The following is a 24,872-nucleotide window of genomic DNA, read 5'->3' as shown; positions in this document are numbered from 1 at the left end:
GCCCGCGCCCGCCGACGGCCTACCCCCGCAGCCGGTCGCCGCAGTGGGGCCAGGGGTTCGCCCCCCGGCTCACGTACAGCTTCTTCGCGCGGTAGGTCTGCTCCTGAGCCGGAGCGTCCTGGGGGCGGCCCCGGCCGCCGAGTCTGTGCCAGGTGCCTTCGTCGAACTGGTACAGGCCGCCGTACGTGCCCGAAGGGTCCACGGCATCCGCCCGGCCGCCGGACTCGCACCGCGCCAGCCCCTGCCAGTCGAGGTGGTCGGCGCCCCGTACCGACGCCGGGTGTGCCTTGGTGCCGACCTTCACGATCTGCTTCCGCGGCGCGTGCACCACCTCCGACTCCACACGCCACGGCCGCTGCCGCACGCCGTTGACCGTGCGCACGGAGTGCACGACCCGGCGCACTCCCGGCTGTCCGGCCCGCTCGACGACCTCCGTTCCCCTGAGCAGGGTCGGGTCGGCGGTGCGCCGCACGGCGAACGGGATGAGTTCCTCGCGCACCTCCCGGCTCCCGGTGATCCGCAGCACGGTGACCGTCTGCCCGTCGCGCGGGAAGCTGCCCGGCGCCACGGAGGTGGTGTCCTGCCCCCGCAGGGTGATCCCGGCCTGCTCCACCACGTCCCGCACGGTCGCCGCGTTGGTGCGGACGGTGCGGGCGCGGCCGTCCGCCATGACGGTCACCGAACGCTCGGTGCGCACGTCGAGCGCGAGTCCGGCGCGTCCGATGGGCTTCGAGCGCGCGGCCGACAGATACGCCCCCTCCGCGCGCACGCCCAGTTCCCTGAGCGCTTCCTCGACCGTGCGCGCCGTCGTCCACACCTCGCGGCGGTGTCCGTCGAGCGTGAGCCGGACCGGCCGCCCGTGGCGGACGGTGATCTCGTCGCCGCTGGTGAGCGCGGCCTCGGGGGCGGGCAGCACCACGTCGTGCGGCCCGAGCCGCACGCCCTCGTCGGCCAGCAGTCCGGAGACGTCGTCGGCGAAGGTGTGCAGGGTGCGCTCGCTGCCGTCGACGCTGAGCTCGATCGCCTTGTCCTCGGCGACGAACGCGGTGGTCCCGCCCGCCAGGAACGCGACGACCAGCGCGCGGGGCAGCAGCCGGCGCACGCACGCCTCCGGCCGCTCCGTGGACCGCGCCCTGCGCCGCCGCGCGCCCCGGTGCGTGCCACTCCCCGTACCGCTTCCGGCCGGGCGGGCCTGGCGGGGCAGTACCGGCTGGGTGGGCTCGTAAGCGGCGGACCGGCGGAGGGCCTCGTAGGCGGGCGGGTATGTGTCCGCGTACGGCGACCCGTGGGGCCCGTACGGCAGCGTCTGCGCGGTGTGCACGTCGTGGTGGACAACGGTGCGCTCGTAGTCCTCGTGCGAGCTGTACCGCTGGTACGGGCTGTACTGCTCGTACGGGGTGCCGTACTGCTGGTACGGGCTGCTGTACTGCTGGTACGGGTTGTCCTGGTCGCACGCGCCGCCGTACTGCTCGAACGGGTTGTACGGCCCGTAGGGCTCATACGTCTCGTAGGTCTCGTATGCGCCGTACGTCTCGTACGCCTCGTACCGCAGATTGCTCACGCGGCCAGAACCTAGCGGAGCGCCTGTCACTCTCCAAAGCGCTCCGGATGCGCTCAGTAGCCGAAAGCGCGGGCCGTGTTGACCGCCAGTGCCGTCGCCAGGGTGTCCTCGTCGATACCGCGCACGGCGGCCATCGCACGCACCGTGACCGGAACGAGGTACGGGGCGTTGGGCCGTCCGCGGTACGGCGCCGGGGTCAGGAAGGGCGCGTCGGTCTCCACCAGAACCAGCTCCAGCGGGGCGACGGCGAGGGCGTCCCGCAGGTTCTGGGCGTTCTTGAAGGTGACGTTGCCGGCGAAGGACATGTAGTAGCCGGCGCGGGCGCACACCTCGGCCATCTCCGCGTCGCCCGAGTAGCAGTGGAACACCGTCCGCTCGGGAGCGCCCTCCTCCTTGAGGACGCGCAGGACGTCGGCGTGCGCGTCCCGGTCGTGGATGACGAGGGCCTTGCCGTGCCGCTTGGCGATCTCGATATGGGCACGGAAGGACCGCTCCTGTGCCGCCTTGCCCTCGGGGCCGGTGCGGAAGTAGTCAAGGCCGGTCTCGCCGACGCCCTTGACCTGGGGCAGCGCGGCCAGCCGGTCGATCTCGGCCAGGGCCTCGTCGAGCCCGGCGTCCCCGCCCGGCTCGCGCGCGCCCTGCCTCGACCAGCCGTCGGGGTCGCCGTGGACGATGCGCGGAGCCTCGTTCGGGTGCAGGGCGACCGTCGCGTGGACGCTGTCGTACGCCGCGGCCGTCTCGGCGGCCCACCGCGAGCCGTTGAGGTCGCAGCCGACCTGAACGACCGTCGTCACGCCCACCGCCGCGGCCTTGGCCAGGCCTTCCTCGACCGTGCCGGACTGCATGTCGAGGTGGGTGTGGGAGTCGGCGACCGGTATCCGGAGCGGCTCCGGAAGCGGGGGCGCCGCGTTCTTGTCGGCGTTCGAAGGCATGCCCCGATCCTACGGAAGGGGCGGGTCCTCATCGTCCACCGCCCGTCGTCCGGCGGCGCTCAGCCCGCCTTGCGGTGGAAGGGGTGCAGCAGATCCGACAGATGCCAGTGGTGGTCGCCGTGGCCGGTGTGGGTGCCCTGCGCGCGGTCCACCGCCTCCTCCCCCGGCGGGGACGTCTCGACCCGGTTCGCCACGGGTGCCGTCGGATGGTGCCGGCGCTCCTCGTGCCGGTGCAGATGGCTCTGCGCGGACGACACCCGGCCGGCCGTCATGATCCGGACGACGTGCCCGTCGCAGTTCTGGCAGCGCGGCCGGCTCAGCGGGGACGGCACGACGCGGCCGTCCGCCACGTACCGCACGCACTCGATGCCGTCGCCGTCCGTGTAGTGCTCGATCTCGTACGACTGCTCCCACCCGTGCCCGCACCTCATGCAGGCGAAGGAGTAGGACTCGTTGACGACGGCCGTGGCCGTACCGCGGTGGTCGTACCGCCGCCCTGTGATGTCGCTCATGCCAGCTCCTCGTGTCCGCTGGACAAAAAGGGACGGTTGCCGTCCCGTCGTCCAGTGAACTCCTCCGCCGTCGGCGACGCACAAGGCCTGGGGAGTGTTGGAGGCGTTTTGGGCCCCGCTTGCCAAAGGGTCCCTCCGGCGGCCGAAGTCCCTTTGCCTTCCCGGACGGCTCTTTGCCGCTCCATGGGGCGGCCGCTCAGGAGAGATGCGCCCTGCTCAGAGCGGGTGTGAGCGAGGTCTCATTCCCCCGCGCGCTTGGCGGCGACCACCGCGTCGAAGACCTCCCGCTTGGGCACCCCGGCCTCGGCCGCGACCGCCGCAATGGCCTCCTTGCGGCGTTCCCCGGCCTCCTCGCGCACCCGCACCCGCCGCACCAGTTCCTCGGGGCCGAGCTCCTCGGGCCCCTTCTCGGGCGCCCCCTCGACCACGACGGTGATCTCGCCGCGCACGCCCTCGGCGGCCCACGCGGCCAGCTCCGCGAGCCCGCCGCGGCGCACCTCCTCGTAGGTCTTGGTCAGCTCCCGGCACACGGCGGCCCGCCGCTCGGCGCCGAACACCTCGGCCATCGCCGCGAGCGTGTCGTCGAGCCGGTGCGGGGCCTCGAAGTAGACCAGCGTGCGCCGCTCGTCCGCGACCTCCCGCAGCCGGGTCAGCCGCTCGCCCGCCTTGCGCGGCAGGAACCCCTCGAAACAGAACCGGTCGACCGGCAGCCCGGACAGCGCGAGCGCGGTGAGCACGGCGGACGGGCCCGGTACGGCCGTCACCCGGACGTCCCGCTCCACGGCGGCCGCGACCAGCCGGTAGCCCGGGTCGGAGACGGACGGCATGCCCGCGTCCGTCACCAGCAGCACGCGCGCCCCGCCGAGCAGTTCCTCGACCAGTTCCGGTGTGCGGGCGGACTCGTTGCCCTCGAAGTACGACACGACGCGCCCCTTGGGGGTGACGCCGAGCGCCTGGGTGAGCCGGCGCAGCCGCCGGGTGTCCTCGGCGGCGACCACGTCCGCGCCGGCCAGTTCCTCCGCGAGCCGGGGCGGAGCGTCCTGGACGTCGCCGATGGGAGTGCCCGCCAATACAAGGGTTCCAGTCACGTACCCCATCCTCTCAAGTGCCGTCGCGAGCGAACGCGTCCCGGCCGGTACCGGCCATGCGCGGGACTCACACAGAACGGTTCCCTACGATGGCGCGGTGACCAGTACCGCGTCCCACACGGACACCCGGCAGGGCCCGGCCCCGCACGACCAGCGGCCGACGTGGCAGCAGCGCCTGCGCCGCTTCGGCCACTCCACGGGGCCCGCGAGCGGCGGCAGTGGCGTCGTCGACCGTCTGGTGCCGCCGTATGCGCGGCCCGGGGAGCGCCTGTGGGCGGCCCTCGGCATCCCGCGGGCCCTCGCCGACCGGATCGTCCGCTGGTCGGGCTGGGGCGGCCCGCTGCTGGTCACGCTGGTGGCGGGCGTGCTGCGGTTCTGGAACCTGGGCAGCCCGAAGGCGGTGATATTCGACGAGACGTACTACGCCAAGGACGCGTGGGCGCTCGTCCACCGCGGCTTCGAGGTCAACTGGGACAAGAACGCCAACGACCTGATCCTCAAGACCGGCGGGCACATCCCCATCCCCTCGGACGCGGCCTACGTCGTGCATCCGCCGGTCGGCAAGTATGTGATCGGCCTCGGCGAGCTGCTCTTCGGGTTCAACCCGTTCGGCTGGCGCTTCATGACGGCCCTGCTCGGCACGCTGTCGGTGCTGATGCTGTGCCGGATCGGCCGGCGGCTGTTCCGCTCCACCTTCCTCGGCTGCCTTGCGGGCGCGCTGATGGCGGTGGACGGCCTGCACTTCGTGATGAGCCGGACCGCGCTACTGGACGGCGTGCTGATGTTCTTCGTGCTGGCCGCCTTCGGCTGCCTGCTGATCGACCGCGACCGGGCCCGGGAGAAACTCGCCGCCGCGCTCCCGGCCGACGCCGACGGACGGGTGCGGCCCGACGCGCACACGGCCGAGACGGCCCACCTCGGCCTGCGCCCGTGGCGCTGGGCGGCGGGCCTCATGCTGGGCCTGGCGTTCGGCACCAAGTGGAACGGCCTGTACGTCCTGGCCGCGTTCTGCGTGATGGCCGTGCTGTGGGACGTGGGCGCCCGCAAGGTGGCCGGCGCCTGGCACCCGTACACGGCCGTGCTGAAGCGGGACACCGGCATCACGTTCCTGGCCACGGTCCCGGTCGCGATCGCCGTCTACCTGGTCTCCTGGATCGGCTGGATCCGCTCCCCCGCCGACGGCAGCGGCGGCTACTTCCGCGACTGGGCCGCGACCGACGGCAAGGGCGGCTACTTCACCTTCCTGCCGGACTGGCTGCGCAGCCTGTGGCACTACGAGCACGAGGTCTACAAGTTCCACGTCGGCCTGTCCTCGCCGCACAACTACCAGTCCAACCCGTGGAGCTGGATCGTCGACGGCCGCCCGGTGTCGTACTTCTACGAGTCGCCCTCCCCCGGCACGGCGGGCTGTCCCACGGACGCCGCCGGCAAGTGCGCCCGCGAGGTCCTCGCCATCGGCACGCCGATGCTGTGGTGGGCGGCCTGCGCCGCGCTGGTGTACGTCCTGTGGCGCTGGTTCTTCCGCCGCGACTGGCGCGCGGGCGCCATCGTCTGCGGCGCCGCCGCCGGGTACCTGCCCTGGTTCATGTACCAGGAGCGCACGATCTTCTTCTTCTACGCCATCGTCTTCCTCCCCTTCCTGTGCCTGGCGGTGGCGATGCTGATCGGCGCGCTCGTGGGCCCGCCCGGCTCCTCGGAGACCCGCCGCGTCGCGGGCGCGACCGGCGCGGGCGTCCTGTTCCTGCTGATCGCCTGGAACTTCATCTACTTCTGGCCGCTGTACACGGGGACGTCGATCCCCATCGACTCGTGGCGGTCGCGGATGTGGCTGGACACCTGGGTCTAGCTGGGCAGACACACCACGAGGGCGCGGCCGATGGCCGCGCCCTCGTGGTCGTTGATGGTCGTTGGCGGTCACCACTGGCCGCCCTCGGACGGCCCAGAGACGGCCCAGAGACGGCCCAGAGACGGCCCACGGCAGATTTACAGCGGGCTGGCTGGACGCCTACTGAGCTGGGAAAGTCCAAGTCGCGCCCTCTCATGGGGGACATGTGGGGGACGGCCCGAGCTTTCACCCTGCTCTCGTCAAAAGATCCAGCACGCTCCACACGAGGAAGAACGGCCATGGAGGGGTGCCGATGTGCTGGCGCTCCTCTGCTCACACTGGATGGCAGATCCGACTGGGTAGCGGGACCGGGGGCTAGCATGGGCGCTGGCTCGCCTTGTCGTTGTGGGGGCGGGTGGTGCGCCGGGAAGTCTGGTCGGCAGCATCACCGTCGTGCCCGGAAGGCTTGCCGTGCCCCTCTCATTTCGTGTTCGCCCCACTGCCCGTGAAGTCGTTTGGTCGCGTGGTGAGCTGAACCACCGAAGAGTCGGCTGCGTCAGGAAGACGCTTTCGAGGGCTCTCGCTCGCGGCCCTGACGTGGCTGAAGCGGACCTGAGCAAGATCACTGCCCTAGCCCCGGAGGCGGCGCCGTGCTCTTGAACGCCGCGAGTGATGCCCGCCCGTCCGGCGTGCGTTTCGTCATCACCCAGGGCTCGCTCCAGAGCCTTGGTGTGCTCCGCAAGTTTGGGCCTGGAGCACTTACTCAACACGCCCCTTCCCTTTGGCCAGTAGCCTCCGACCAGACGAGAGTCCAGCCATGTCTCCGCAAAATCCCTTCCCGGCTCCTCAGGACCCTGTTCAGCAGGTTCTCGCCTGCTTCGACGCCTATGACCGCGTCCGTAGGGCGCGCGACAGCCTTCTGCCAGCCAATCGGGCCTCCCCCCGGGAGGAGCAACGGGCCTTCGACGATCTCCGACAGGCGGTCGAACGGCTCCGCAGCGCCGCCCGATGAGACGCTTTCGCCGGACGGAGGCAGAACGGGAACGGTGGTGGCCGGTTGTCCTGTGCTGGGGTCTGACGACCTCTTCGCCCCGACCGAGTGCGGGTGATCAAGGGGGCGTTCGGTAGGCGAGCGATTCAACTGGCTTCGTTGAGGGAGCGCTGTCGTCGCTACTGCGGGTATCCCTGCTCGGTCATGCACTGCTGGAACGTCTTCTCATGCATGGTGGCGGAGTACGCGTCTGTAAGAGCGTCGGCTGCGTAGTCGTGACGGCGTCTTGACCGTCCGCGCCGGTAGCGCACCGAACTCGTGTTGCCCCGGCGCACAATCTGCTGCAGCTTCTGCCCCTCCTGGTCAGTCAGTCTGCGCACACGGACAGGCTCGGCCACCGCACATCCAACCGCCCCAACCACCAACCCGGCTGACCAATGCGGTCACAGCACTAGCGATGTTCGGGGTTCTCGTAGTCATGGCGGCAGCCAGCGTCCCAGGCGGTGCGCTGGTTGCCGTAGGCGGGGATGCCGCCCAGGTCCTTCAGCATGCGGGCCAGGTGCAGCAGGTTCCAGGTCATGAAGGTGGTGTTGCGGTTGGTGAAGTCGTTCTCCGGACCGCCCGAGCCGGGGTCGAGGTAGGAGGGGCCGGGGCCCGCTTCTCCGATCCATCCTGCGTCCGCCTGCGGCGGGATGGTGTATCCCAGGTGCTGCAGGCTGTAGAGAACGTTCATGGCACAGTGCTTGACACCGTCCTCGTTGCCTGTGATCAGGCAGCCGCCGACCCGTCCGTAGTAGGCGTACTGGCCGGCTTCGTTGAGCAGGCTGGAGCAGGCGTAGAGGCGTTCGATGACCTGTTTCATCACGGAGCTGTTGTCACCCAGCCAGATCGGGCCGGCCAGCACCAGGATGTCCGCCGCGAGGACCTGCTGGTAGAGGGTGGGCCAGGCGTCTGTCGCCCAGCCGTGCTCGGTCATGTCCGGCCACACACCGGTGGCGATGTCGTGGTCCACGGCCCGCACTACATCGACGTGCACTCCCTGTGCGTCCATGATCGTGGTGCTGTGGTCGATCAGCCCCTGGGTGTTGCTGCGCTCCGGCGACCGCTTGAGGGTGCAGTTGATCACCAGCGCCCGCAGGTCGTCGTATCGGGCGGGTGGTACGTCGGTGGTGGGCGACGAAGCGGCCACACGGTCCTCCCAGAGCTCCTGTGCCGCGTCCTGAACGGCAGCGCGTCCACGTCCAACGTGCGGCCCGGCCGGCTGCGGCGCCAACGTGCAGCGTCCGAATGGTTCCTGAAATGTCGGAGCGCCGGGGAGAGAGCCGCTACCTGTCGCATGTCACCCGGTCACAAGTCCCCGGTCGGCTGTCGATGAGTGGCCGAGGGCGCCTGGGCGCCCCTACGTTCGCCTCATGGGCATCGACGGCGCGATGGGGTCGCGGGGCACGGCAGATGTAGAAGACGTGGCACATCTGTTGGTGCGCTGTCTGCGCGCCGAGGGCGTGGAGTACGTCTTTGGGATTCCCGGTGAGGAGAACATCCGTTTCGTCGACGCGCTCAACGGTTCAGGGATCCGGTATGTCGTGGTGCGTCATGAGCAGGCGGCCTCGTTCATGGCGGAGATCTACGGGCGGCTGACCGGCCGGGCCGGGGTGTGCTCGGCCACGCTGGGACCCGGCGCGATCAATCTGCTGCTCGGCACAGCGGATGCGACGACCAACAGCACGCCGATGGTGGCCCTGGCCGCCCAGGGCTCGCTTCGCCGCATCCACAAGGAGTCGCACCAGGTCATCGATCTGGTGTCGATGTTCACTCCCGTCACCCAATGGGCGGCCCGGATCGAGTGTCCGGACGCGGTGCCGGAGATGGTGCGCAAGGCGTTCAAGACCGCGCAGAGCGAACGCCCCGGGGCGGTATTCCTGGCGGTGCCGGAGGACATCGAAGCCGAACACCCCACGGAGGCGCTCGCGCCCTTGCAGATCGACACGGTACGTGCCGATGCACCGTCACCATCCCAGATCGCTCGGGCCGCCGAGGTGCTCACGTCCGCACGGCGCCCCGTGGTGCTGGCGGGCCACGGCGCCGCCCGCGCCGGCGCCGTGGCGGCCCTCGTCCGGTTCGCCGAACGGCTGAACGTTCCGGTGGCGACCACGTTCCACGGCAAGGGGGTCTTCCCCGACGATCACCCCAACGCCCTGGGCGCCGTCGGCTTCATGCGCCACGACTACAGCAACTTCGGGTTCGACGCGGCCGACGTGCTGGTCTGCGTGGGCTACGAGATCCAGGAGTTCGACCCGGTCAAGATCAACCCGAACGGCGACAAGCGGGTCGTGCACCTCCACCGATTTCCCGCCGAGGTGGATGCCCACTACCCGGTGACCGTGGGTGTCGAGGGCGATCCCTCACAGTCGCTGGACGCACTCGCGGCCGTACTGCCCGAGAGCCTCATCTACGAGCCGAGCACCAGCGCGAAGATCCGCACGCTGCTCGACGAGGAACTCCGGTACGGCCGCGACAACGACGCCTTCCCGCTCGTGCCGCAGCGCGTGGTGGCCGACGTCCGCACCGCCCTGGACCGCCACGACATCGTGCTCGCCGACACCGGCGCGGGAAAGATGTGGATGGCACGCCTGTACCCGGCCTACGAGCCGAACACCTGCCTGGTCTCCAACGGCCTGTCCACCATGGGCTTCGCGCTGCCCGGCGCGATCGCCGCCAAACTCGCCCGGCCGGACCGGAGAGTCTTGGCAATGATGGGTGACGGCTCATTCCTGATGAACTCCCAGGAACTGGAGACCGCCACCCGCGAGCGTATCCCGCTGGTGGTCCTGGTGCTGGTGGACGAGGAATACGGGCTGATCACCTGGAAGATGGAGCTCGAACTCGGCCGCCACAGCCATACCCGGTTCACGAACCCGGACCTGGCCGCCTACGCCGAGAGCTTCGGCGCCCGCGGCTACGTGATTCAAGCCGCCGACCAGCTGCTGCCCGTGCTGCGCCGCGCCCTGGACGACGACACGGTCTCCGTGATCGCCTGCCCTGTCGACTACTCCGAGAACCTGCGCCTGACGGACAGACTAGGCAGCCTCCACGGCCCGTTCTGACCGCCGCGGCGCAGCTCCGTGCCCACTGTCCGCCGCGGCGACTGCGCTGAGACCTCTCAGGTTGCAGGCGACCGCGCCACAGCGAACAGCCGGCTCAACCCGGGTGTCAAGACCTTCTCGCTCTTCTCCCCGGGCTCCAGGACCATGACGCCGGCGGCACGGGGTCGTCGGTCTTCGTTCGACACGACCAGGTCGCCGACGAACCGCGCTTCCACGCGCCGGTCGCGCGACTGCTAAAGGTCCGCGGACGGCTGAGGCGACCGTCGCCGCCGCCCCCGTGGCCAGCGCGTCAGGTCCCCCGGTACGCCGCCGCGTAGACTTCGTCTACTTCTGGCCGCTGTACACGGGCACGTCGATTCCCATCGACTCGTGGCGGTCGCGGATGTGGTTGGACACCTGGGTCTGGCTGGGCAGACACACCATGAGGGCACGACTGTGAGTCGCGCCCTCATGGTCGTTGGTCTTACTTCTTCACGCGGACCAGGTCACCCGAGGCGTTGATCGCCGGGGTGTTGGTGTCGCCCGCGAAGCTGTAGCGGTAGTAGCCGTCGACGGTGGCCTTCACGGTGGACTTCAGGCCGCCCGTGGAGTTCGTCTTGACGGTCTTCAGCGTCTTGTAGGTGGTGGTGCCCTTCTTGCGGAACTGAAGCTTCACCGCCTGACCGCTGTAGCCCGAGTACTCGCCGTTCTCCCAGTCGGCCCGGGACAGCTTGCAGAGCAGCGCGAGGCCCGCCATCACTGAGCGGCGTATCCACCGGGAGTGCATCCGTCCGGCCGTGCGCCGGTCGTTCGTCATGACCAACCACTATCCCGAACGGACTGTTCGTGTTCGAGATTCGCGTCATCTGTGATCCGGCCGACACCGACCGCGTCACTACCCGGAAGGCTCCTTCTGGCCGCGTACACGGGCACGTCGATTCCCACCGATTCGCGGCGTTCACGGATGTGACTGGACACCGGGGTCTGGGTCAGCCGGCTGATCACTGTTCGGACACCATTCGAAAACAGCCCTCACAGTTGCCCCGTCGGCCACTTACAGTGCGGTGGGGACGCAACGGGGAGGGAGCGCTTCCATGCGCAAGGGGGTCAAGGCCGCCATCGTCGGCGGGGTGTTCGCCGCGATGATCGGCGGGGCGGGGTACGGAACGTACAACTTCGTGCACGCGCTGAACGGGAACACGGCCGCCGGCGGCGGGCCGGCGCCGGTCAAGACCGGGCCGCCGAGCCGGGACGAGGTGAAGGAGACCTCGGGGAAGTTCTTCGCGGCCTGGGAGAAGAACGAGGCGGCGGAGGCCGCGTCGTACACGGACTTCCCGGAGGCGGCCGAGCAGTTGCTCACGGCCTACGGAGGCGACGCCCACATCACCGATGTGAAGATCACACCCGGGACCGCCTCCGGGGCCACCGTGCCCTTCTCGGTCAAGGCCACCGTGTCGTACGACGGGAAGTCCAAGCCGCTGGCCTACGACAGCCGGCTGACGATCGTGCGGGGTGTGTCCAGCCACCAGCCGCTGGTCGACTGGCAGCCCTCGGTCGTACACCCCGACCTGGTCAAGGGCGACACGCTCGTCACCGGGGGGTCGGCGTCGCCGCCGATCGAGGCCGTCGACCGCAACGGCACGGTGCTGACCAAGGACAAGTACCCCTCGCTCGGGCCGATCCTGGACGAGCTGCGGGCCAAGTACGGTGACAAGGCGGGCGGCGAGCCGTCGGTCGAGCTGAGCATCCGGCACGAGGCCTCCGGCGCCGCCGAGACCCCGCTGATCACCCTGGCCAAGGGCCGTCCCGGCAAGCTGCACACCACCCTCAGCGCGAGTGCGCAGGCGGCAGCCGAACAGGCAGTGCAGCAGTACGCCGAGTCGTCCGTGGTCGCCGTGAAGCCGTCCACCGGCGAGGTCCTCGCGGTCGCCAACCATCGGGCGGACGGCTTCAACGCGGCCTTCCTCGGCCGGCTCGCGCCCGGCTCCACCATGAAGATCCTCAGCGCGGCCACCCTGATCGACAACAGGATCACGACGGCCGCCGGCCCCGCGCCCTGCCCGAACGAGGCGGTGTGGCAGAGCCAGACCTTCCACAACCTCAAGAACATGCCGCCCAACGAGAACGCCACCCTCTCGGAGAGCTTCGCCCGGTCCTGCAACACGGCGTTCGTGAAGTACGCGGACGAGGTCCAGGTGGACTCCCTGACCAGGGAGGCCGAGGAGCGTTTCGGGCTCGGCCGGGACAACTGGAAGGTCGGCATACCGTCCTTCGACGGCTCCGTCCCCGCCTCCGGCGGCCCGGACACCGCCGCCAACCTGATCGGGCAGGGCCAGGTGCAGATGAGCCCGCTGAACATGGCGTCGGTGACGGCGACCGCGATGACCGGCACCTTCCGCCAGCCCGTCATCGTGTCCACGAAGCTCGACGGCCGCCCGCTCGCCCAGGCCCGGGGCCTGTCGGACGGCACGGTCGGCCAGCTGCGGCAGATGATGAACCGCACCGCCACCAGCGGCACCGCGGCCTCCGCGATGTCCGGACTCGGCGGCAGCATCGGAGCGAAGACCGGCTCCGCCGAGGTCGACGGTCAGGCCAAGTCCAACAGCTGGTTCACCGGCTACCACAACGACATGGCAGCCGCCGCCATGACCCAGGAGGGCGGCCACGGCGGCGATGCGGCGGGCCCGATCGTGGCAGCCGTCCTGCGTACGGCGGGCTGACGCCCACCGCGGGCCGTACCCGAACCCCACCCCCCGGACGCATCCGCGCGAGAGGCCCTAGGGTGGGGCCGTCATTGAGGATCGTGGGGGCGATGGGGCAGCGGGGGCCCCGGGGGACTGGCGGAGGACGGAAGGCAGTGGGCAAGAGAAGGCGCGTCGCCGAGCGACGGAAGACGACTCCGGCCGTGGTCGGCGGGGTGATCGCCGTGGTCGTCGTCGGGGCGGGCATCGGCGCCTACGCGATGTACGGGGGCGGTTCGGCGGCCGACGACGGGAAGCACACCGCGGCCGGCCACGGTAAGACGGAGAAGAAGACCGGCCCGCTGTCGGCGGCCGAGGTGCGGACCACGGCCGAGGGGTTCCTGGCGGCCTGGCAACAGGGCAAGCCCGCCGTGGCGGCCGCCGCGACCAGCGACACCGCGGCGGCCACCACTCTGCTGACCGACTACGCCAAGAACGCCCAGCTGAAGGACGTCACCCTGACCGCGGGCACCGCCGCGGGCGGCAAGGTGCCGTTCTCCGTGAAGGCCACGGTGTCGTACAAGGGCCTGACCAAGCCGCTGGCGTACGACAGCGCGCTGACCGTCGTCCGGGGCGCCGCGGACGGCAAGCCGGTCGTGGACTGGCACTCCTCCGTCGTCCACCCCGAGCTGAAGGACGGCGACACTCTGGTCACCGGCGAGGCCGGCACCCCGCCGGTCAAGGCCCTGGACCGGGGCGGCCACGAGATGACGACCGCCAAGTATCCGTCGCTGGGCCCGGTCCTGGACGGGCTGCGCGAGAAGTACGGTGCGACGGCCGGCGGCAGCGCGGGCGTGGAGCTGCGCGTGATCCGCGGCAAGGCGTCGAAGAAGGCGGAGCTGTCCGACAAGACGCTCGTCGAGCTGAGCAAGGGCAAGCCGGGCACGGTGAAGACGACGCTGAGCCCGTCCCTCCAGGCGGCGGCCGAGAAGGAGGTGTCGAAGACCGAGCGGGCCTCGGTGGTCGTGATGCGTCCGTCGACCGGCGAGATCCTCGCGGTGGCGAACTCCAACCACGGCTTCAACATCGCCTTCCAGGGTTCCCTCGCCCCCGGCTCCACGATGAAGGTCATCACCTCGTCACTGCTCTTCGAGAAGAAACTGGCCTCGGCCGACAAGCCGCACCCCTGCCCGAAGACCTTCACCTACGGCGGCTGGAAGTTCCAGAACGACAAGAAGTTCGAGATCAAGGGCGGCACCTTCAAGGCGAGCTTCGCCCGCTCCTGCAACACGGCCTTCATCAGCCAGGCGCCGAAGCTCAAGAACTCCGACCTGACCCAGCAGGCCCAGCAGGTCTTCGGCCTGGCGCTGGACAACTGGGCTGTCGGAGTGCCGACCTTCGACGGCGCGGTCCCGGTGCAGTCGGCGGCCCCGATGGGCGCCTCGCTCATCGGGCAGGGCGGCGTCCGCATGAACCCGCTGAACATGGCGTCGGTGGCCTCGACGGTCAAGGCGGGCGTCTTCCACCAGCCGTACCTGGTCTCCCCGTCCGTCGACAACCGCAAGCTGGCCACGGCCTCCCGGACGATGTCCGCCTCCACCCTGTCCCAGTTGCGCGAGGTGATGCAGTACACCGCCGCGTACGGCACGGCCGCCGAGGCCATGGCCGGACTCGGCCCGGACTACGGCGCGAAGACGGGTTCCGCCGAGGTCGACAACCAGAAGAAGGCCAACGGCTGGTTCACCGCCTACCGCGGCGACCTCGCGGCCGCGGGTGTCGTCCAGGCGGGCGGCCACGGCGGCGACACGGCCGGTCCGATAGTGGCGTCCCTGCTGAAGGCGGGGGGCTGACGGCAGCGGCACCAGGAGCCGGGCACCAAGAGCTGACGACGGCCGCGCACATCACCGGCGGCCGGCGTCACCGGCGGACCCGCGTCACCGACGGTTGGCATCACCCGCGGGCGTCACCCGTGGGCGACCGCCGCCGGTGATGCCGCCGCCCGGTAGGTCCGCCGCAGGAACCTGAGCAGTGTCTTCGTCTCGAGCTGTACCACCGAGACTCCGCGCGCGGAGTGGAACTCGATCACGGCCTGCACCCGGCCGCAGGGCCACACCCGCACGTCACCGCTGCCGACCGGGGCGAGCAGCCCCTGTTCGAGCAGTGACCGGGGGAAGGTCCACTCGTGCGGGCCGGGCAGGTCCACCTGCACGGTGCGCGGATCCTGAAGGGGGTCGTAGCGCAGGACGACCGGGACGGCTCCGACGTCCTCGGGGACGTCGTCCGTGAGGATGTGGGCTCGTGCGTGCTGTTCGACTACCGACATCGGACGACCCCTAACGCTGTGTGACGTATGCGAGGGCTGAACATCCGCTTCCCCTCCAATGTCGCATATTTCCAGGATTCCGCTTCTCGAACATCCGGGAAACGGCACACATCCACGAGACCCTCGCTCTTGCAAGAGGTTCGCAACAAGCCTCTATCATCGAACGGTGCATGTGCCTGACGGATTCATCAACGCCCCCATCTCCGTAGCCACCGGAGTCGTCGCCGCCGGCGCCGTCGCAGTGAGCCTGCGCGGTGCGCGCCGGGAACTCGACGAACGGACCGCGCCGCTGGCCGGTCTCGTCGCGGCGTTCATCTTCGCCGTGCAGATGCTGAACTTCCCCGTCGCGGCCGGCACCAGCGGCCACCTCCTCGGCGGGGCGCTGGCCGCGATACTCGTGGGCCCCTTCACCGGGGTCCTGTGTGTCAGTGTCGTCCTGCTCATGCAGGGCATCCTCTTCGCCGACGGCGGCCTGACCGCGCTCGGCGTCAACATCACCGACATGGCGATCGTCACGACGGTAGTGGCCTACGCCGTCTTCCGCGGACTGGTGAAGGTGCTCCCGCGGCGCCGCCGCTCGGTCACCGCGGCCTCCTTCGCCGCCGCGCTCGTCTCCGTCCCGGCCGCCGCCGTCGCCTTCACGCTGATCTACGCGGTTGGCGGCACCACCGACGTGGCGATCGGCAAGGTCGCCACCGCCATGATCGGCGTGCACGTCCTCATCGGCATCGGCGAGGCCGCGATCACCGCGCTGACCGTCGGCGCCGTCATCGCCGTACGCCCGGACCTGGTGTACGGCGCCCGCGGCCTGGAGCAGCGCCTGAAGCTGCGGGTGAACGGCGAGCTCGTCGACGCCCCCGCGGCCGAGCCGGCGCCTGCGCCCGTCGCCGCCCGGTCCCACCGCAAGCTGTGGATCACCGGCCTGGTCACCTCCCTCGTCCTCGCCGGGTTCGTCAGCTTCTACGCCTCGGCCAACCCCGACGGTCTGGAGAAGGTCGCCCACGACCAGGGCATCGACAAGAAGGAGGAGCGGCACGCCTCGTCCGGCTCCCCGCTCGCCGACTACGGCGTCAAGGACGTCTCCGACGCCCGGCTGTCCGGCGGGCTCGCGGGCGTGATCGGCGTCGGGACGACCGTCGTCGCGGGCAGCACGGTCTTCTGGGTGGTCCGCAGGCGCCGTACGGCCGCCGAGCCGTCCGCCCCCTCCTCCCAGGCCGCCTGACATGGGGGCGGGACACGCGCACCGGCTGTACCGGCACGGGCACTCCCCCGTGCACGCGCTGCCGCCGCACACCAAACTGGCCGCGGCCTTCGCCTTCGTCGTGGTCGTGGTGTCGACCCCGCGGGAGGCGATGTGGGCGTTCGCCGTGTACGCCGTCCTGCTCGCCGCCGTCGCCTCCGCTGCCCGCGTACCCGCCGGCTTCCTGCTCAAGCGGCTGCTGATCGAGGTCCCGTTCGTCGCGTTCGCGGTGCTCATGCCGTTCGTGGCCCAGGGCGAGCGGGTGGACGTCCTCGGGATGTCGCTGAGCGTGAACGGGCTGTGGGGTGCCTGGAACGTGCTCGCCAAGGGCACCCTCGGCGTCGCCGCGTCCGTGCTGCTGGCGAGCACGACGGAGCTGCGCGAACTACTGCTGGGCCTGCAACGCCTGAAGCTGCCGCCGCTGCTGGTGCAGATCGCGTCCTTCATGATCCGCTACGGCGACGTCATCGCCGACGAGATGCGGCGGATGCGGATCGCCCGCGAGTCGCGTGGGTTCGAGGCGCGCGGGATCCGGCACTGGGGCGTGCTCGCCAAGTCCGCGGGCGCGCTGTTCATCCGCTCCTACGAGCGCGGGGAGCGGGTGCACCTGGCCATGGTGAGCCGGGGCTACGCCGGTTCGATGCCGGTCATCGACGAGGTGACCGCGTCCCGGGCACAGTGGTCGTACGCCCTGGCCCTCCCGGGCGCGGCCCTCGTCGCCTGTCTGCTGGGATGGGTCCTTTGACTCCTCCCCCTTGCACACAAGGGGGATTCCTGGCTCACGCTGCTTGGCCGCCCAGTGGACGACCGAGTCTTACACGATCAACACCAGCCGGGTTGAGACCAGCCCGGTTGACATCAAGGTCAAGGAGATGGCGCGTGCTTGGCTCTCGCAACGCACCGTTCGGCGTCGGCATTACCCGATCACGCGGTGGGATTCGGAGGGTTTGGTGACACTCTCGCTGGAGGTCTCCGGCCTCGCCTTCGCCTACCCCGACGGCCACCAGGCCCTGTTCGGTGTCGACTTCGCCATCGGGCGCGGCGAGCGGGTCGCCCTGCTCGGCCCCAACGGCGCCGGGAAGACCACCCTCGTGCTGCATCTGAACGGCATCCTGAGCGGGGGCACCGGGACGGTGACGGTCGCCGGGCTGCCGGTCGGCAGGAAACACATGGCCGAGATCCGGCAGAAGGTCGGCATCGTCTTCCAGGACCCGGACGACCAGTTGTTCATGCCGACCGTGCGGGAGGACGTGGCCTTCGGGCCCGCGGCGGCCGGGCTCAAGGGGCCGGAACTGGAGGCGCGGGTCACCACGGCCCTGGAGCGGGTCGGCATGCGGGACTTCGCCGACCGCCCGCCGCACCACCTCTCCTTCGGCCAGCGCCGCCGGGTCGCGGTGGCGACCGTCCTCGCCATGGAGCCGGAGATCCTGGTCCTGGACGAGCCCTCGTCCAACCTGGACCCCGCCTCGCGCCGTGAACTGGCCGACATCCTGCGCTCGTTGGACGTGACGGTGCTCATGGTCACCCACGACCTGCCGTACGCGCTGGAGTTGTGCCCGCGCTCGCTCGTCCTGAGCGACGGCGTGATCGCGGCGGACGGACCGACCGGCGAACTGCTCTCCGACGACGCCCTGATGCGCGCCCACCGCCTGGAGCTGCCCTTCGGCTTCGACCCGCGGTCCGTGACGATGGGCGCCTGACGCGTCGGGACGGGCAGACGGCAGACGCGCGGGCAGCGTCGACGTAACGATCGTGCCAAGCCGACCGGCCGCAGGAATCGCAGGCCGGGACCGCCGGTTGCACCCACTGTCGCAGGCGAAGAGCGGAAGGAGTGGCGGACGTGGACGTGCACGGCACAGTGGCCGAGGGCTTCGAGCCGGTCGGGGAGGCGTTCGCGGCGAACTTCGCGCTGCGGGGCGAGCGGGGCGCGGCGGTCGCCGTGTACCGGGACGGGCACAGGGTCGTGGACCTGTGGGCGGGGACGCGGGACGTCGACGGTACGGCGGACTCGGCGCCCTGGGAGCGGGGCACCGCGCAGATCGTGCGCTCGGCGACCAAGGGCGTCGCCGCCGCCGTGCTCCTGCTGCTGCACCAGCGCGGGGAGCTGGACCTGGACGCGCCGGTGGGAACGTACTGGCCCGAGTTCAAGGCGGCGGGCAAGGAGCGGACCCGGGTCCGCGACCTGCTCGCCCACCGCGCGGGCGTCCCCGTCCTCGACCGGCCGCTGACACCGGAGCAGGCCGCCGATCCGGTGCTGGGTGCCGAGGCGGTCGCCGCGCAGGCGCCGGTCTGGGAGCCGGGCACGGACCACGGCTACCACGCGCAGACGTACAGCTGGCTGACCGGCGAGCTGGTGCGGCGGGTCACGGGCCGCACGATCGGCGAGTGGATCGCGCGCGAGGTGGCCGGCCCGGTGGGGGCCGACCTGTGGGTGGGGCTGCCGGCCGGCGAGGCCGGGCGCGTGGGCCGGGTGGGCCAGGTGGAGCCGCCGCGTTCCGCGTCGGGCCTGCGCACCCGCCCCAAGCGGTCCGTGGCCGAGGCGTACGCCGACCCGGAGTCGCTGACCCGGCGGGCGTTCGCGGCGATCACCCCGCTGCCGGACGAGAACGACCCCGCCTACCGCGTGGCGGTCCTGCCCGCGTCCAACGGCATCGCCACGGCCGACGGTCTGGCCCGCTTCTACGCGGCGCTGGTCGGCGAGGTGGACGGCGGCACCCGCCTGTTCACCCCGCAGACCATGGAGCTGGCCCGTACGGAGCACTCCGCCGGGCCCGACCGCGTGCTGGTCGCCCCCACCCGCTTCGGCCTCGGCCACATGCTGCACAGTCCGGCGTCCCCGCTGCTCGGCCCCGGCTCCTTCGGCCACCCCGGCCGCGGTGGCGCCCTGGCCTTCGCCGACCCGGACTCGGCCTTCGCCTTCGCCTACGTCACCAACGGCTTCCACCCCAATGTGACGGCGGACCCCAGGGCCCAGGCCCTGGTCCACGCGCTGCGCACGTCCCTGGCGTAGCGCTTCCCGTGGGAGTTCAGACGTGGATGGGCTGCGACGTGCGGCCCGACGCCTGGTCGATCTCGCCGTGCGCCTTGGTCAGGAGCTGCATGGCGAGTTCGTTCAGGGCCCTCGCACCGGCGATCTCCTCGCCGACCCGCGGCTGATCGGAGTCGGTGTGGTGGCGGCTGGCCCTGCCGTGAGCCCGGACCTCGCTGCCGTCGGGCAAGCGGACCAGCGCCGCCGCCCGGGTGTGCTGCCCGTCCTCCTGGAACTCCAGCTCGATGTGCCATCCCACAACGGTCTTCATCATGACGGTCACCTCCGGAACACCTCCTTCCAGGGTGCCCCTCGGCCGCCGCCCGCGCACCCAAGGAGCCCGCGCCGGAGTCTTTCGTTCGGATCAGGCCGGATCAGCCCGGCATGACCCGAACGAGAGGTCACAGCACTAGGCGGCGCGGCGGGTCTTGCGGCGGCGTACTGCGACGGCGGTGCCGCCACCGGCGACGACCAGCGCGGCGGCCATACCGGCGATTGCCGCGGTGTTGTCGTTCGTACCGGTCTCGGCGAGGTCGGAGCCCATGGCCGCAGTCGACAGGGCGTGGTAGTTCTTCGGGGCGTGGTTGGTCTTCATGGTCTTGTTGATCCAGCCCGCGTAGGCGGGCGCGTTGGTGTAGAGGCCAGGACCCTCCGAGCACGGCACCTTCGGGGCACCGGGCCCCGAGGTGACGCCGATCAGCTCCCAGCGGCCGTTCCGGCCCTTCTGGACCTGCGGCCCGCCGGAGTCCCCGAAGCACGCCATGGCCTTGGGCACGGTGGTGATGGTGCACAGCCGGGTCGGGCCCGCGTAGCCCGGCGCGCACTCGGACTCAGCGCCCCTGCGGGTGTTCAGCTCCTGCAGCCGGTCCGGGAACTTGAGCTCGGTGTCGACGGTGGTGCCGAAGCCCAGGAGCCGGGTCGGCGCGCCAGGGCGCCCTACATGCTCGGCGATCTTGATGGGGCGCTGGGCGACCGGGCGGTCCAGGCGTATCAGCGCGAGGTCGTTGTTGTTGGCGGCCTTGCCCGCGCCGTTCACATAGCCGGGGTGGACGAAGATCCGGTCGATCTTCCGGACAGTGCCGCCGGACTTGCGGTGGTCGCTGCCGACGCGCACGATGCCGTCCAGCTCCAGGCCGTCACCCTTCACGCAGTGGGCCGCCGTCAGTACCCATTGCTTGTCGATCAGCGACGCCCCGCAGGTTCCGTCGTTCAGACCGAGCGTGGGGGCCGACTCGGGGACGGTCGCCATGAACGGGTAGTGCTCGGTGGAGTCCGATCCGTTGACGATGGCTGAGGCGCTGCCGGCCATGACAGTGACGCAGGCCGCAGCTGCGAGAACGCCGACGGCAGCGGTGCGGGCGGTACGACGGCGCAGTGGCTTGAAGCTGTACACAGAGGGTTCCTTTTTGCTCAGTGGATCCGTACGCATTCAGCCTCGTTGTTTCGATGCCTGCCAAACCATCCGGGAAACAGGCCAGTCGATGGTATGGCCCTCTTCCCTTACGTACTGGGGAAAACCCGAGGCCCGGAGCGTGGCCCCGCCGACGGCTGGTCAGACCCGCCCCTGCAGCAATCGGGAAGAACCACGTCGCGTTCACGGCCGCAGTGTGATGGATACACGGGCTTCAATCGGCCAAACAATTCAACTGACCGAGCCGGCTGGGGAACCGTGCCCTCACACTGCTCCGCAAGATCCGCTGCGGCCCTGGGCCGGGACAGCTGAACCTCGATCCACCGAGTGACTGTCTGTCAGCGAGCCGGGCACAAAAGCGCGGATGCCCGCTGGCCGGGCGGCGGCGCAGCACTAGCCGGTGTGCAGCATCAGCCCGATGCCGACGACCAGCAGTCCGGCGGCCGCGATGCGCGGTGCCCCGAAGCGCTCCTTGAAGAACACGGCGCCGATCGCGGCGCCCACGATGATCGACGACTCCCGCAGCGCGGCGATCGGCGCGAGTTCCGCCTTCGTCTGCGCCCACAGCACCAGCGCGTACGCCGCCACGGACAGCGCCGCCCCGAGCAGCCCCACCGCGACGTACGGCCGCAGCGCGGCGACCGTGCGCCCGCGCCAGTGCCACACCGCGTACGCCGGGATCACCACGCCCTGGATCGCCATCAGCCAGGCGATGTACCCGAGGGACGACCCGGAGGCCCGCACCCCGAGCCCGTCGACGACCGTGTACGCCGCGATGGCCAGTCCGGTCGCCAGGGCGGCGCCGATCGCCGCCCAGTCGGGGCGGCGTCCGCGCAGGCCCCACAGGGCGACACCGGTCAGGCCGGCGCAGGACACGGCGATGCCCGCGGCCGCCCAGCCGTCGGGCACCTCGTGCGCGAAGACGGCGGCGAGCACGGTGACGACGAGCGGGGCGGTGCCGCGCGCGATCGGATAGGCCTGCCCGAAGTCGCCGAGCCGGAAGGACTTCATCAGCAGGGCGTAGTACACGACGTGGATCGCGGCCGAGACGAGCAGGTACGGCCACGCGCCGCGGGCCGGGAGCGCGGCGAACGACGCCATGGCCAGCCCGATCAGCAGGCCGCCGCCCGCGATGAGGGTGAACCCGGTCAGTTTGTCGGTGATGCGGTGGGCGATCGCGTTCCAGCTGGCGTGTGTGACCGCGGCGAGCAGGACGGCCGCGGTGACCGCCGGCGTCACGAGGTGCGCTCGCGCACGTCCACGAGGACGCCCCCGGCCTGGGCGACCAGCGCCCCGGGTGCCATGGGGAAGACGGTGTACGGGGTTCCGGCGGCCGCCCAGATGACGTCGTGGTCCAGTAGCGACCGGTCGGCGAGCACGCGGGTCCGGGTCCGGTGCCCGAAGGGCGGTACACCGCCGATGGCGTACCCGGTCGCCTCCCGCACGACGTCCGCCTTGGCCCGCGTGACCTTCTCGGCGCCGAGTTCCTCCCGGACACGCTCGACGTCCACCCTGGAGGCACCGTCCATGACCACCAGCACCGGCTCCCCGTCGGCTGCAAAAATCAGCGACTTGCAGATCTGGCTCAGCTCGCAGCCGACGGCCGCCGCGGCCTCGGCGGCGGTCCTGGTCGCCTCGGGAAACCTGCGGACCTCGGGGATCAGCTCGTCGAGCCCCAACTCACGAAGGGCGTCGGCGAAACGGGGGTGGGCTCCTGACTCGGATGTCGTCGTCATGAACGGCAGGCTAGCTGCCGGTTACGGACATCACGAAAGAATTCCCACGTGGTGGACGAGGCTGTCGAACACCGCCGAACACGGCCGAGGCCGGTGAGGGTGCGCCGTCCCCACGGCACCCTCACCGGCCGGTCCCTCCGGTGAGCTACGAGCTCACACCTGCACGAGTTCCCGCCGCTCGTCCGGGTCGGCGTGCCGCGGCTGCTCGGTGTGCAGGGCCGTGCCCTCCACGTCCACGTCGGGCAGGGCGCGCTCCAGCCAGCCGGGCAGCCACCAGGCCCGGCGGCCCAGCAGGGCCAGTACGGCCGGCACGATCGCCATGCGCACGATGAACGCGTCGAAGAACACCGCGATCGCCAGCCCGAAGCCGATCATCTTGACCATCGACTCGCTGGAGCCGATGAAGCCGGAGAAGACGGCGATCATGATGACCGCGGCGGCCGTCACCACCCGTGCGCAGTGCCGGAACCCGGTCACCACGGCCTGGCCCGGCTTCTCCCCGTGGACGTACGCCTCGCGCATGCGGGTCACGAGGAACACCTCGTAGTCCATCGCGAGACCGAAGACGACGCCCACCATGAAGATCGGCATCATCGACATCACCGGGCCGGTCTCCTCCACGTTCATCAGGCCCGACAGCCAGCCCCACTGGAAGACCGCGACCACCGCGCCGAGCGCCGCCAGCACCGACAGCAGGAAGCCGAGCGCCGCCTTGAGCGGGACCAGGACCGAGCGGAAGACCACGATCAGCAGCAGGAAGGCCAGGCCGACCACCAGCGCCAGATACGGCAGCAGCGCGTCGTTGAGCTTCTGCGAGACGTCGATGTTCATCGCCGTGGAGCCGGTGACCAGGACCTTCGCGTCGGTCTTCGCCTCGATGTCGCCGCCCGCGCCGCGGATGGCGTGCACCAGGTCCTCCGTGGCGGTGGAGGACGGCTTGGAGTCGGGGACGACGGTCACGGTCGCGGTGTCGCCGGCCTTGTTGGGCTGCGCCTCCGTCACCGTGACGACGTTCTTGAGGCCCTTGATCTCTTCCGTGACCTTGGTGAAGGACGCCTTGGGGTCGGCGCTGTCCTTGGCGTCGACCACGACCATCAGCGGGCCGTTGAAGCCGGGTCCGAAGCCCTCCGAGAGCAGGTCGTAGGCGCGGCGCTGGGTGGTGGAGACGGGCTGGGAGCCGTCGTCCGGCAGGCCCAGTTCGAGGGAGGCGGCCGGGATCGCGGCGGCGCCCAGGCCGAGCACGCCGAGCAGCAGCACGGCGACCGGGCGGCGGACGACGAAGCTCGCCCAGCGGGTGCCCATGTTGGGCCGGTCCGGCTGCCGCGCGGGGCGCCCGCGGCGGAGCAGCCCGCCCGTCGCGCCGGACGGCTTGACCTTACGGCCCGCGAAGCCCAGCAGGGCCGGGATCATCGTCAGCGCGATGAGGACGGCGATGACGACCGTGCCGGCCGCCGCCAGGCCCATCTTCGTCAGCATCGGGATGTTGACCACGGACAGGCCCACCAGGGCGATCACGACCGTCAGCCCGGCGAAGACCACCGCGGAGCCCGCGGTGCCGACGGCCCGTCCGGCCGCCTCCTCGCGCTCGCGGCCCTCGGCGAGTTCGGCGCGGTAGCGGGAGACGATGAACAGGGCGTAGTCGATGCCGACCGCGAGGCCGATCATCGTGGCCAGGATGGAGGTGGTGGAGCCCAGGTCCAGGGTGTGGGCGAGGGCGGTGATCGTCGAGACTCCGATGCCGACGCCGACGAGCGCGGTCAGCAGCGGCAGTCCGGCCGCGAGGAGCGAGCCGAAGGTGATGACGAGCACGACGGCCGCGACCGCGATGCCGATGACCTCGCTCGCGCCGGTCTGCGGCGCGGTCTGGAGGGCGTCGCCGCCGATCTCCACGGTCAGCCCGGCGTCCCGCGCCTGCTGCGCGGCCTCGTTCAGGGCGGTGCGCGAGGAGTCCTCCAGCTCCATGCCGGAGACCTTGTACCGCACCGACGCGTAGGCGATCGTGCCGTCCTGGCTGACGGCCCTTGCGGTGTAGGGGTCGGCGACGGAGGCGACCTCGGAGCCGCGGGACAGGTCCTCGACCGTCTTCTCGACGGTCGCCTTGTTCCCGGCGTCCGTCATCTTCTCGCCGCTCGGCGCCTTGAACACCACGCGGGCGGTGGCCCCGTCGGCGCTCGCCCCCGGGAAGCGCTGTTCCAGCAGGTCGAAGGCCTTCTGCGCCTCGGTGCCCGGGATGGAGAAGGAGGTGTTTCCGGCGGCCGGCGCGGAAACGGCGCCGACGCCCGCCAGGGTCAGCAGTGCCAGCCAGATCAGGGCGACGAAGTGCCGTCGCCGGAAGGCGAGGCGGCCGAGTCTGTAGAGGAACGTGGCCACGTTGACGTACTCCCGGTCATGTCGTGGGGGTGGTTGTGGGCAGGGGTGATCAGCCCGACGACGTGAGCGGTGACGTCAGAGGGTGGGCTTG

The 24,872-nt window shown here is 70.8% G+C and carries 19 protein-coding genes and 1 pseudogene; 8 read left to right on the top strand and 12 right to left on the bottom strand.

The window, feature by feature from the left end; genetic code table 11:
• Positions 1 to 19: 19 nt before the first annotated feature.
• The 4 genes from ACIQFZ_RS15990 to rsmI all read right to left on the bottom strand — a co-directional run bounded on the left by ACIQFZ_RS15990 (position 20) and on the right by rsmI (position 4,093).
• Positions 20 to 1,561 carry a ubiquitin-like domain-containing protein gene (locus ACIQFZ_RS15990; protein WP_402691469.1) on the bottom strand — a complete coding sequence of 514 codons (1,542 nt, stop codon included), beginning with the start codon at positions 1,559 to 1,561 and terminating at the stop codon, positions 20 to 22.
• A 53-nt stretch (positions 1,562 to 1,614) separates the two neighbouring features.
• Positions 1,615 to 2,493, bottom strand: coding sequence for a TatD family hydrolase (locus tag ACIQFZ_RS15985; protein WP_365426687.1), 879 nt, complete (start codon positions 2,491 to 2,493; stop codon positions 1,615 to 1,617).
• 59 nt (positions 2,494 to 2,552) lie between these two features.
• Positions 2,553 to 3,005 (bottom strand): hypothetical protein, encoded by a 453-nt coding sequence (locus tag ACIQFZ_RS15980; protein ID WP_365426684.1) that lies wholly within the window; start codon positions 3,003 to 3,005, stop codon positions 2,553 to 2,555.
• A 239-nt stretch (positions 3,006 to 3,244) separates the two neighbouring features.
• Positions 3,245 to 4,093, bottom strand: coding sequence for a 16S rRNA (cytidine(1402)-2'-O)-methyltransferase (gene rsmI, locus ACIQFZ_RS15975; RefSeq protein WP_365426680.1), 849 nt, complete (start codon positions 4,091 to 4,093; stop codon positions 3,245 to 3,247).
• Positions 4,094 to 4,190: 97 nt separating this feature from the next.
• Here rsmI and ACIQFZ_RS15970 point away from each other — a divergent pair, with 97 nt between their 5' ends.
• On the top strand, positions 4,191 to 5,939 hold the full coding sequence (locus ACIQFZ_RS15970) for a phospholipid carrier-dependent glycosyltransferase (protein WP_365426677.1): 1,749 nt from the start codon (positions 4,191 to 4,193) through the stop codon (positions 5,937 to 5,939).
• A gap of 1,421 nt (positions 5,940 to 7,360) precedes the next feature.
• Here ACIQFZ_RS15970 and ACIQFZ_RS15965 read toward each other — a convergent pair.
• Positions 7,361 to 8,098, bottom strand: coding sequence for a flavodoxin family protein (locus ACIQFZ_RS15965; RefSeq protein ID WP_376651955.1), 738 nt, complete (start codon positions 8,096 to 8,098; stop codon positions 7,361 to 7,363).
• A 241-nt stretch (positions 8,099 to 8,339) separates the two neighbouring features.
• On the opposite strand from ACIQFZ_RS15965, the gene ACIQFZ_RS15960 reads away from it, so the two are divergent.
• A complete protein-coding gene (locus ACIQFZ_RS15960; RefSeq protein ID WP_365775607.1) occupies positions 8,340 to 10,013 on the top strand; it encodes an acetolactate synthase large subunit in 1,674 nt (557 codons plus the stop codon).
• Positions 10,014 to 10,476: 463 nt separating this feature from the next.
• Here ACIQFZ_RS15960 and ACIQFZ_RS15955 read toward each other — a convergent pair.
• A pseudogene (locus ACIQFZ_RS15955) lies at positions 10,477 to 10,725 on the bottom strand (calcium-binding protein); the annotation flags it as partial.
• Between the two features lie 361 nt (positions 10,726 to 11,086).
• Here ACIQFZ_RS15955 and ACIQFZ_RS15950 point away from each other — a divergent pair.
• Positions 11,087 to 12,712, top strand: a complete 1,626-nt coding sequence (locus ACIQFZ_RS15950) for a penicillin-binding transpeptidase domain-containing protein (protein WP_402691468.1) — start codon at positions 11,087 to 11,089, stop codon at positions 12,710 to 12,712.
• 137 nt (positions 12,713 to 12,849) lie between these two features.
• Positions 12,850 to 14,523, top strand: coding sequence for a penicillin-binding transpeptidase domain-containing protein (locus ACIQFZ_RS15945; protein ID WP_402691467.1), 1,674 nt, complete (start codon positions 12,850 to 12,852; stop codon positions 14,521 to 14,523).
• A 113-nt stretch (positions 14,524 to 14,636) separates the two neighbouring features.
• Here ACIQFZ_RS15945 and ACIQFZ_RS15940 read toward each other — a convergent pair whose 3' ends face one another.
• On the bottom strand, positions 14,637 to 14,996 hold the full coding sequence (locus ACIQFZ_RS15940; protein ID WP_365424992.1) for an SsgA family sporulation/cell division regulator: 360 nt from the start codon (positions 14,994 to 14,996) through the stop codon (positions 14,637 to 14,639).
• A 166-nt stretch (positions 14,997 to 15,162) separates the two neighbouring features.
• On the opposite strand from ACIQFZ_RS15940, the gene ACIQFZ_RS15935 reads away from it, so the two are divergent.
• The 4 genes from ACIQFZ_RS15935 to ACIQFZ_RS15920 all read left to right on the top strand — a co-directional run bounded on the left by ACIQFZ_RS15935 (position 15,163) and on the right by ACIQFZ_RS15920 (position 19,246).
• Complete coding sequence (locus tag ACIQFZ_RS15935) at positions 15,163 to 16,218, top strand: energy-coupling factor ABC transporter permease (protein ID WP_365424994.1); 1,056 nt, start codon at positions 15,163 to 15,165, stop codon at positions 16,216 to 16,218.
• Between the two features lies 1 nt (position 16,219).
• Positions 16,220 to 16,981, top strand: a complete 762-nt coding sequence (cbiQ, locus tag ACIQFZ_RS15930; protein ID WP_402691466.1) for a cobalt ECF transporter T component CbiQ — start codon at positions 16,220 to 16,222, stop codon at positions 16,979 to 16,981.
• 205 nt (positions 16,982 to 17,186) lie between these two features.
• On the top strand, positions 17,187 to 17,936 hold the full coding sequence (locus ACIQFZ_RS15925; protein WP_365424998.1) for an ABC transporter ATP-binding protein: 750 nt from the start codon (positions 17,187 to 17,189) through the stop codon (positions 17,934 to 17,936).
• 140 nt (positions 17,937 to 18,076) lie between these two features.
• Positions 18,077 to 19,246, top strand: coding sequence for a serine hydrolase domain-containing protein (locus ACIQFZ_RS15920; protein ID WP_402691465.1), 1,170 nt, complete (start codon positions 18,077 to 18,079; stop codon positions 19,244 to 19,246).
• A 16-nt stretch (positions 19,247 to 19,262) separates the two neighbouring features.
• Here ACIQFZ_RS15920 and ACIQFZ_RS15915 read toward each other — a convergent pair whose 3' ends face one another.
• The 5 genes from ACIQFZ_RS15915 to ACIQFZ_RS15895 all read right to left on the bottom strand — a co-directional run bounded on the left by ACIQFZ_RS15915 (position 19,263) and on the right by ACIQFZ_RS15895 (position 24,781).
• Positions 19,263 to 19,538, bottom strand: coding sequence for a DUF1876 domain-containing protein (locus ACIQFZ_RS15915; protein ID WP_225074761.1), 276 nt, complete (start codon positions 19,536 to 19,538; stop codon positions 19,263 to 19,265).
• Positions 19,539 to 19,673: 135 nt separating this feature from the next.
• Entirely contained in the window at positions 19,674 to 20,657 is a 984-nt protein-coding gene (locus ACIQFZ_RS15910) for a trypsin-like serine protease (protein ID WP_402691464.1), read from the bottom strand.
• A 411-nt stretch (positions 20,658 to 21,068) separates the two neighbouring features.
• Positions 21,069 to 21,914 carry an EamA family transporter gene (locus ACIQFZ_RS15905; RefSeq protein WP_402691463.1) on the bottom strand — a complete coding sequence of 282 codons (846 nt, stop codon included), beginning with the start codon at positions 21,912 to 21,914 and terminating at the stop codon, positions 21,069 to 21,071.
• A complete protein-coding gene (locus ACIQFZ_RS15900; RefSeq protein WP_402691462.1) occupies positions 21,911 to 22,411 on the bottom strand; it encodes a YbaK/EbsC family protein in 501 nt (166 codons plus the stop codon). Before ACIQFZ_RS15900 ends, ACIQFZ_RS15905 begins: the two co-directional genes overlap by 4 nt.
• A gap of 153 nt (positions 22,412 to 22,564) precedes the next feature.
• Positions 22,565 to 24,781, bottom strand: coding sequence for an MMPL family transporter (locus ACIQFZ_RS15895; RefSeq protein WP_402691461.1), 2,217 nt, complete (start codon positions 24,779 to 24,781; stop codon positions 22,565 to 22,567).
• Positions 24,782 to 24,872 lie beyond the last annotated feature (91 nt).

The sequence above is a fragment of the Streptomyces sp. NPDC093064 genome, from assembly GCF_044754605.1.
Classification (GTDB): Bacteria; Actinomycetota; Actinomycetes; order Streptomycetales; family Streptomycetaceae; genus Streptomyces.
This window is presented reverse-complemented; position numbering and strand designations above follow the sequence as displayed.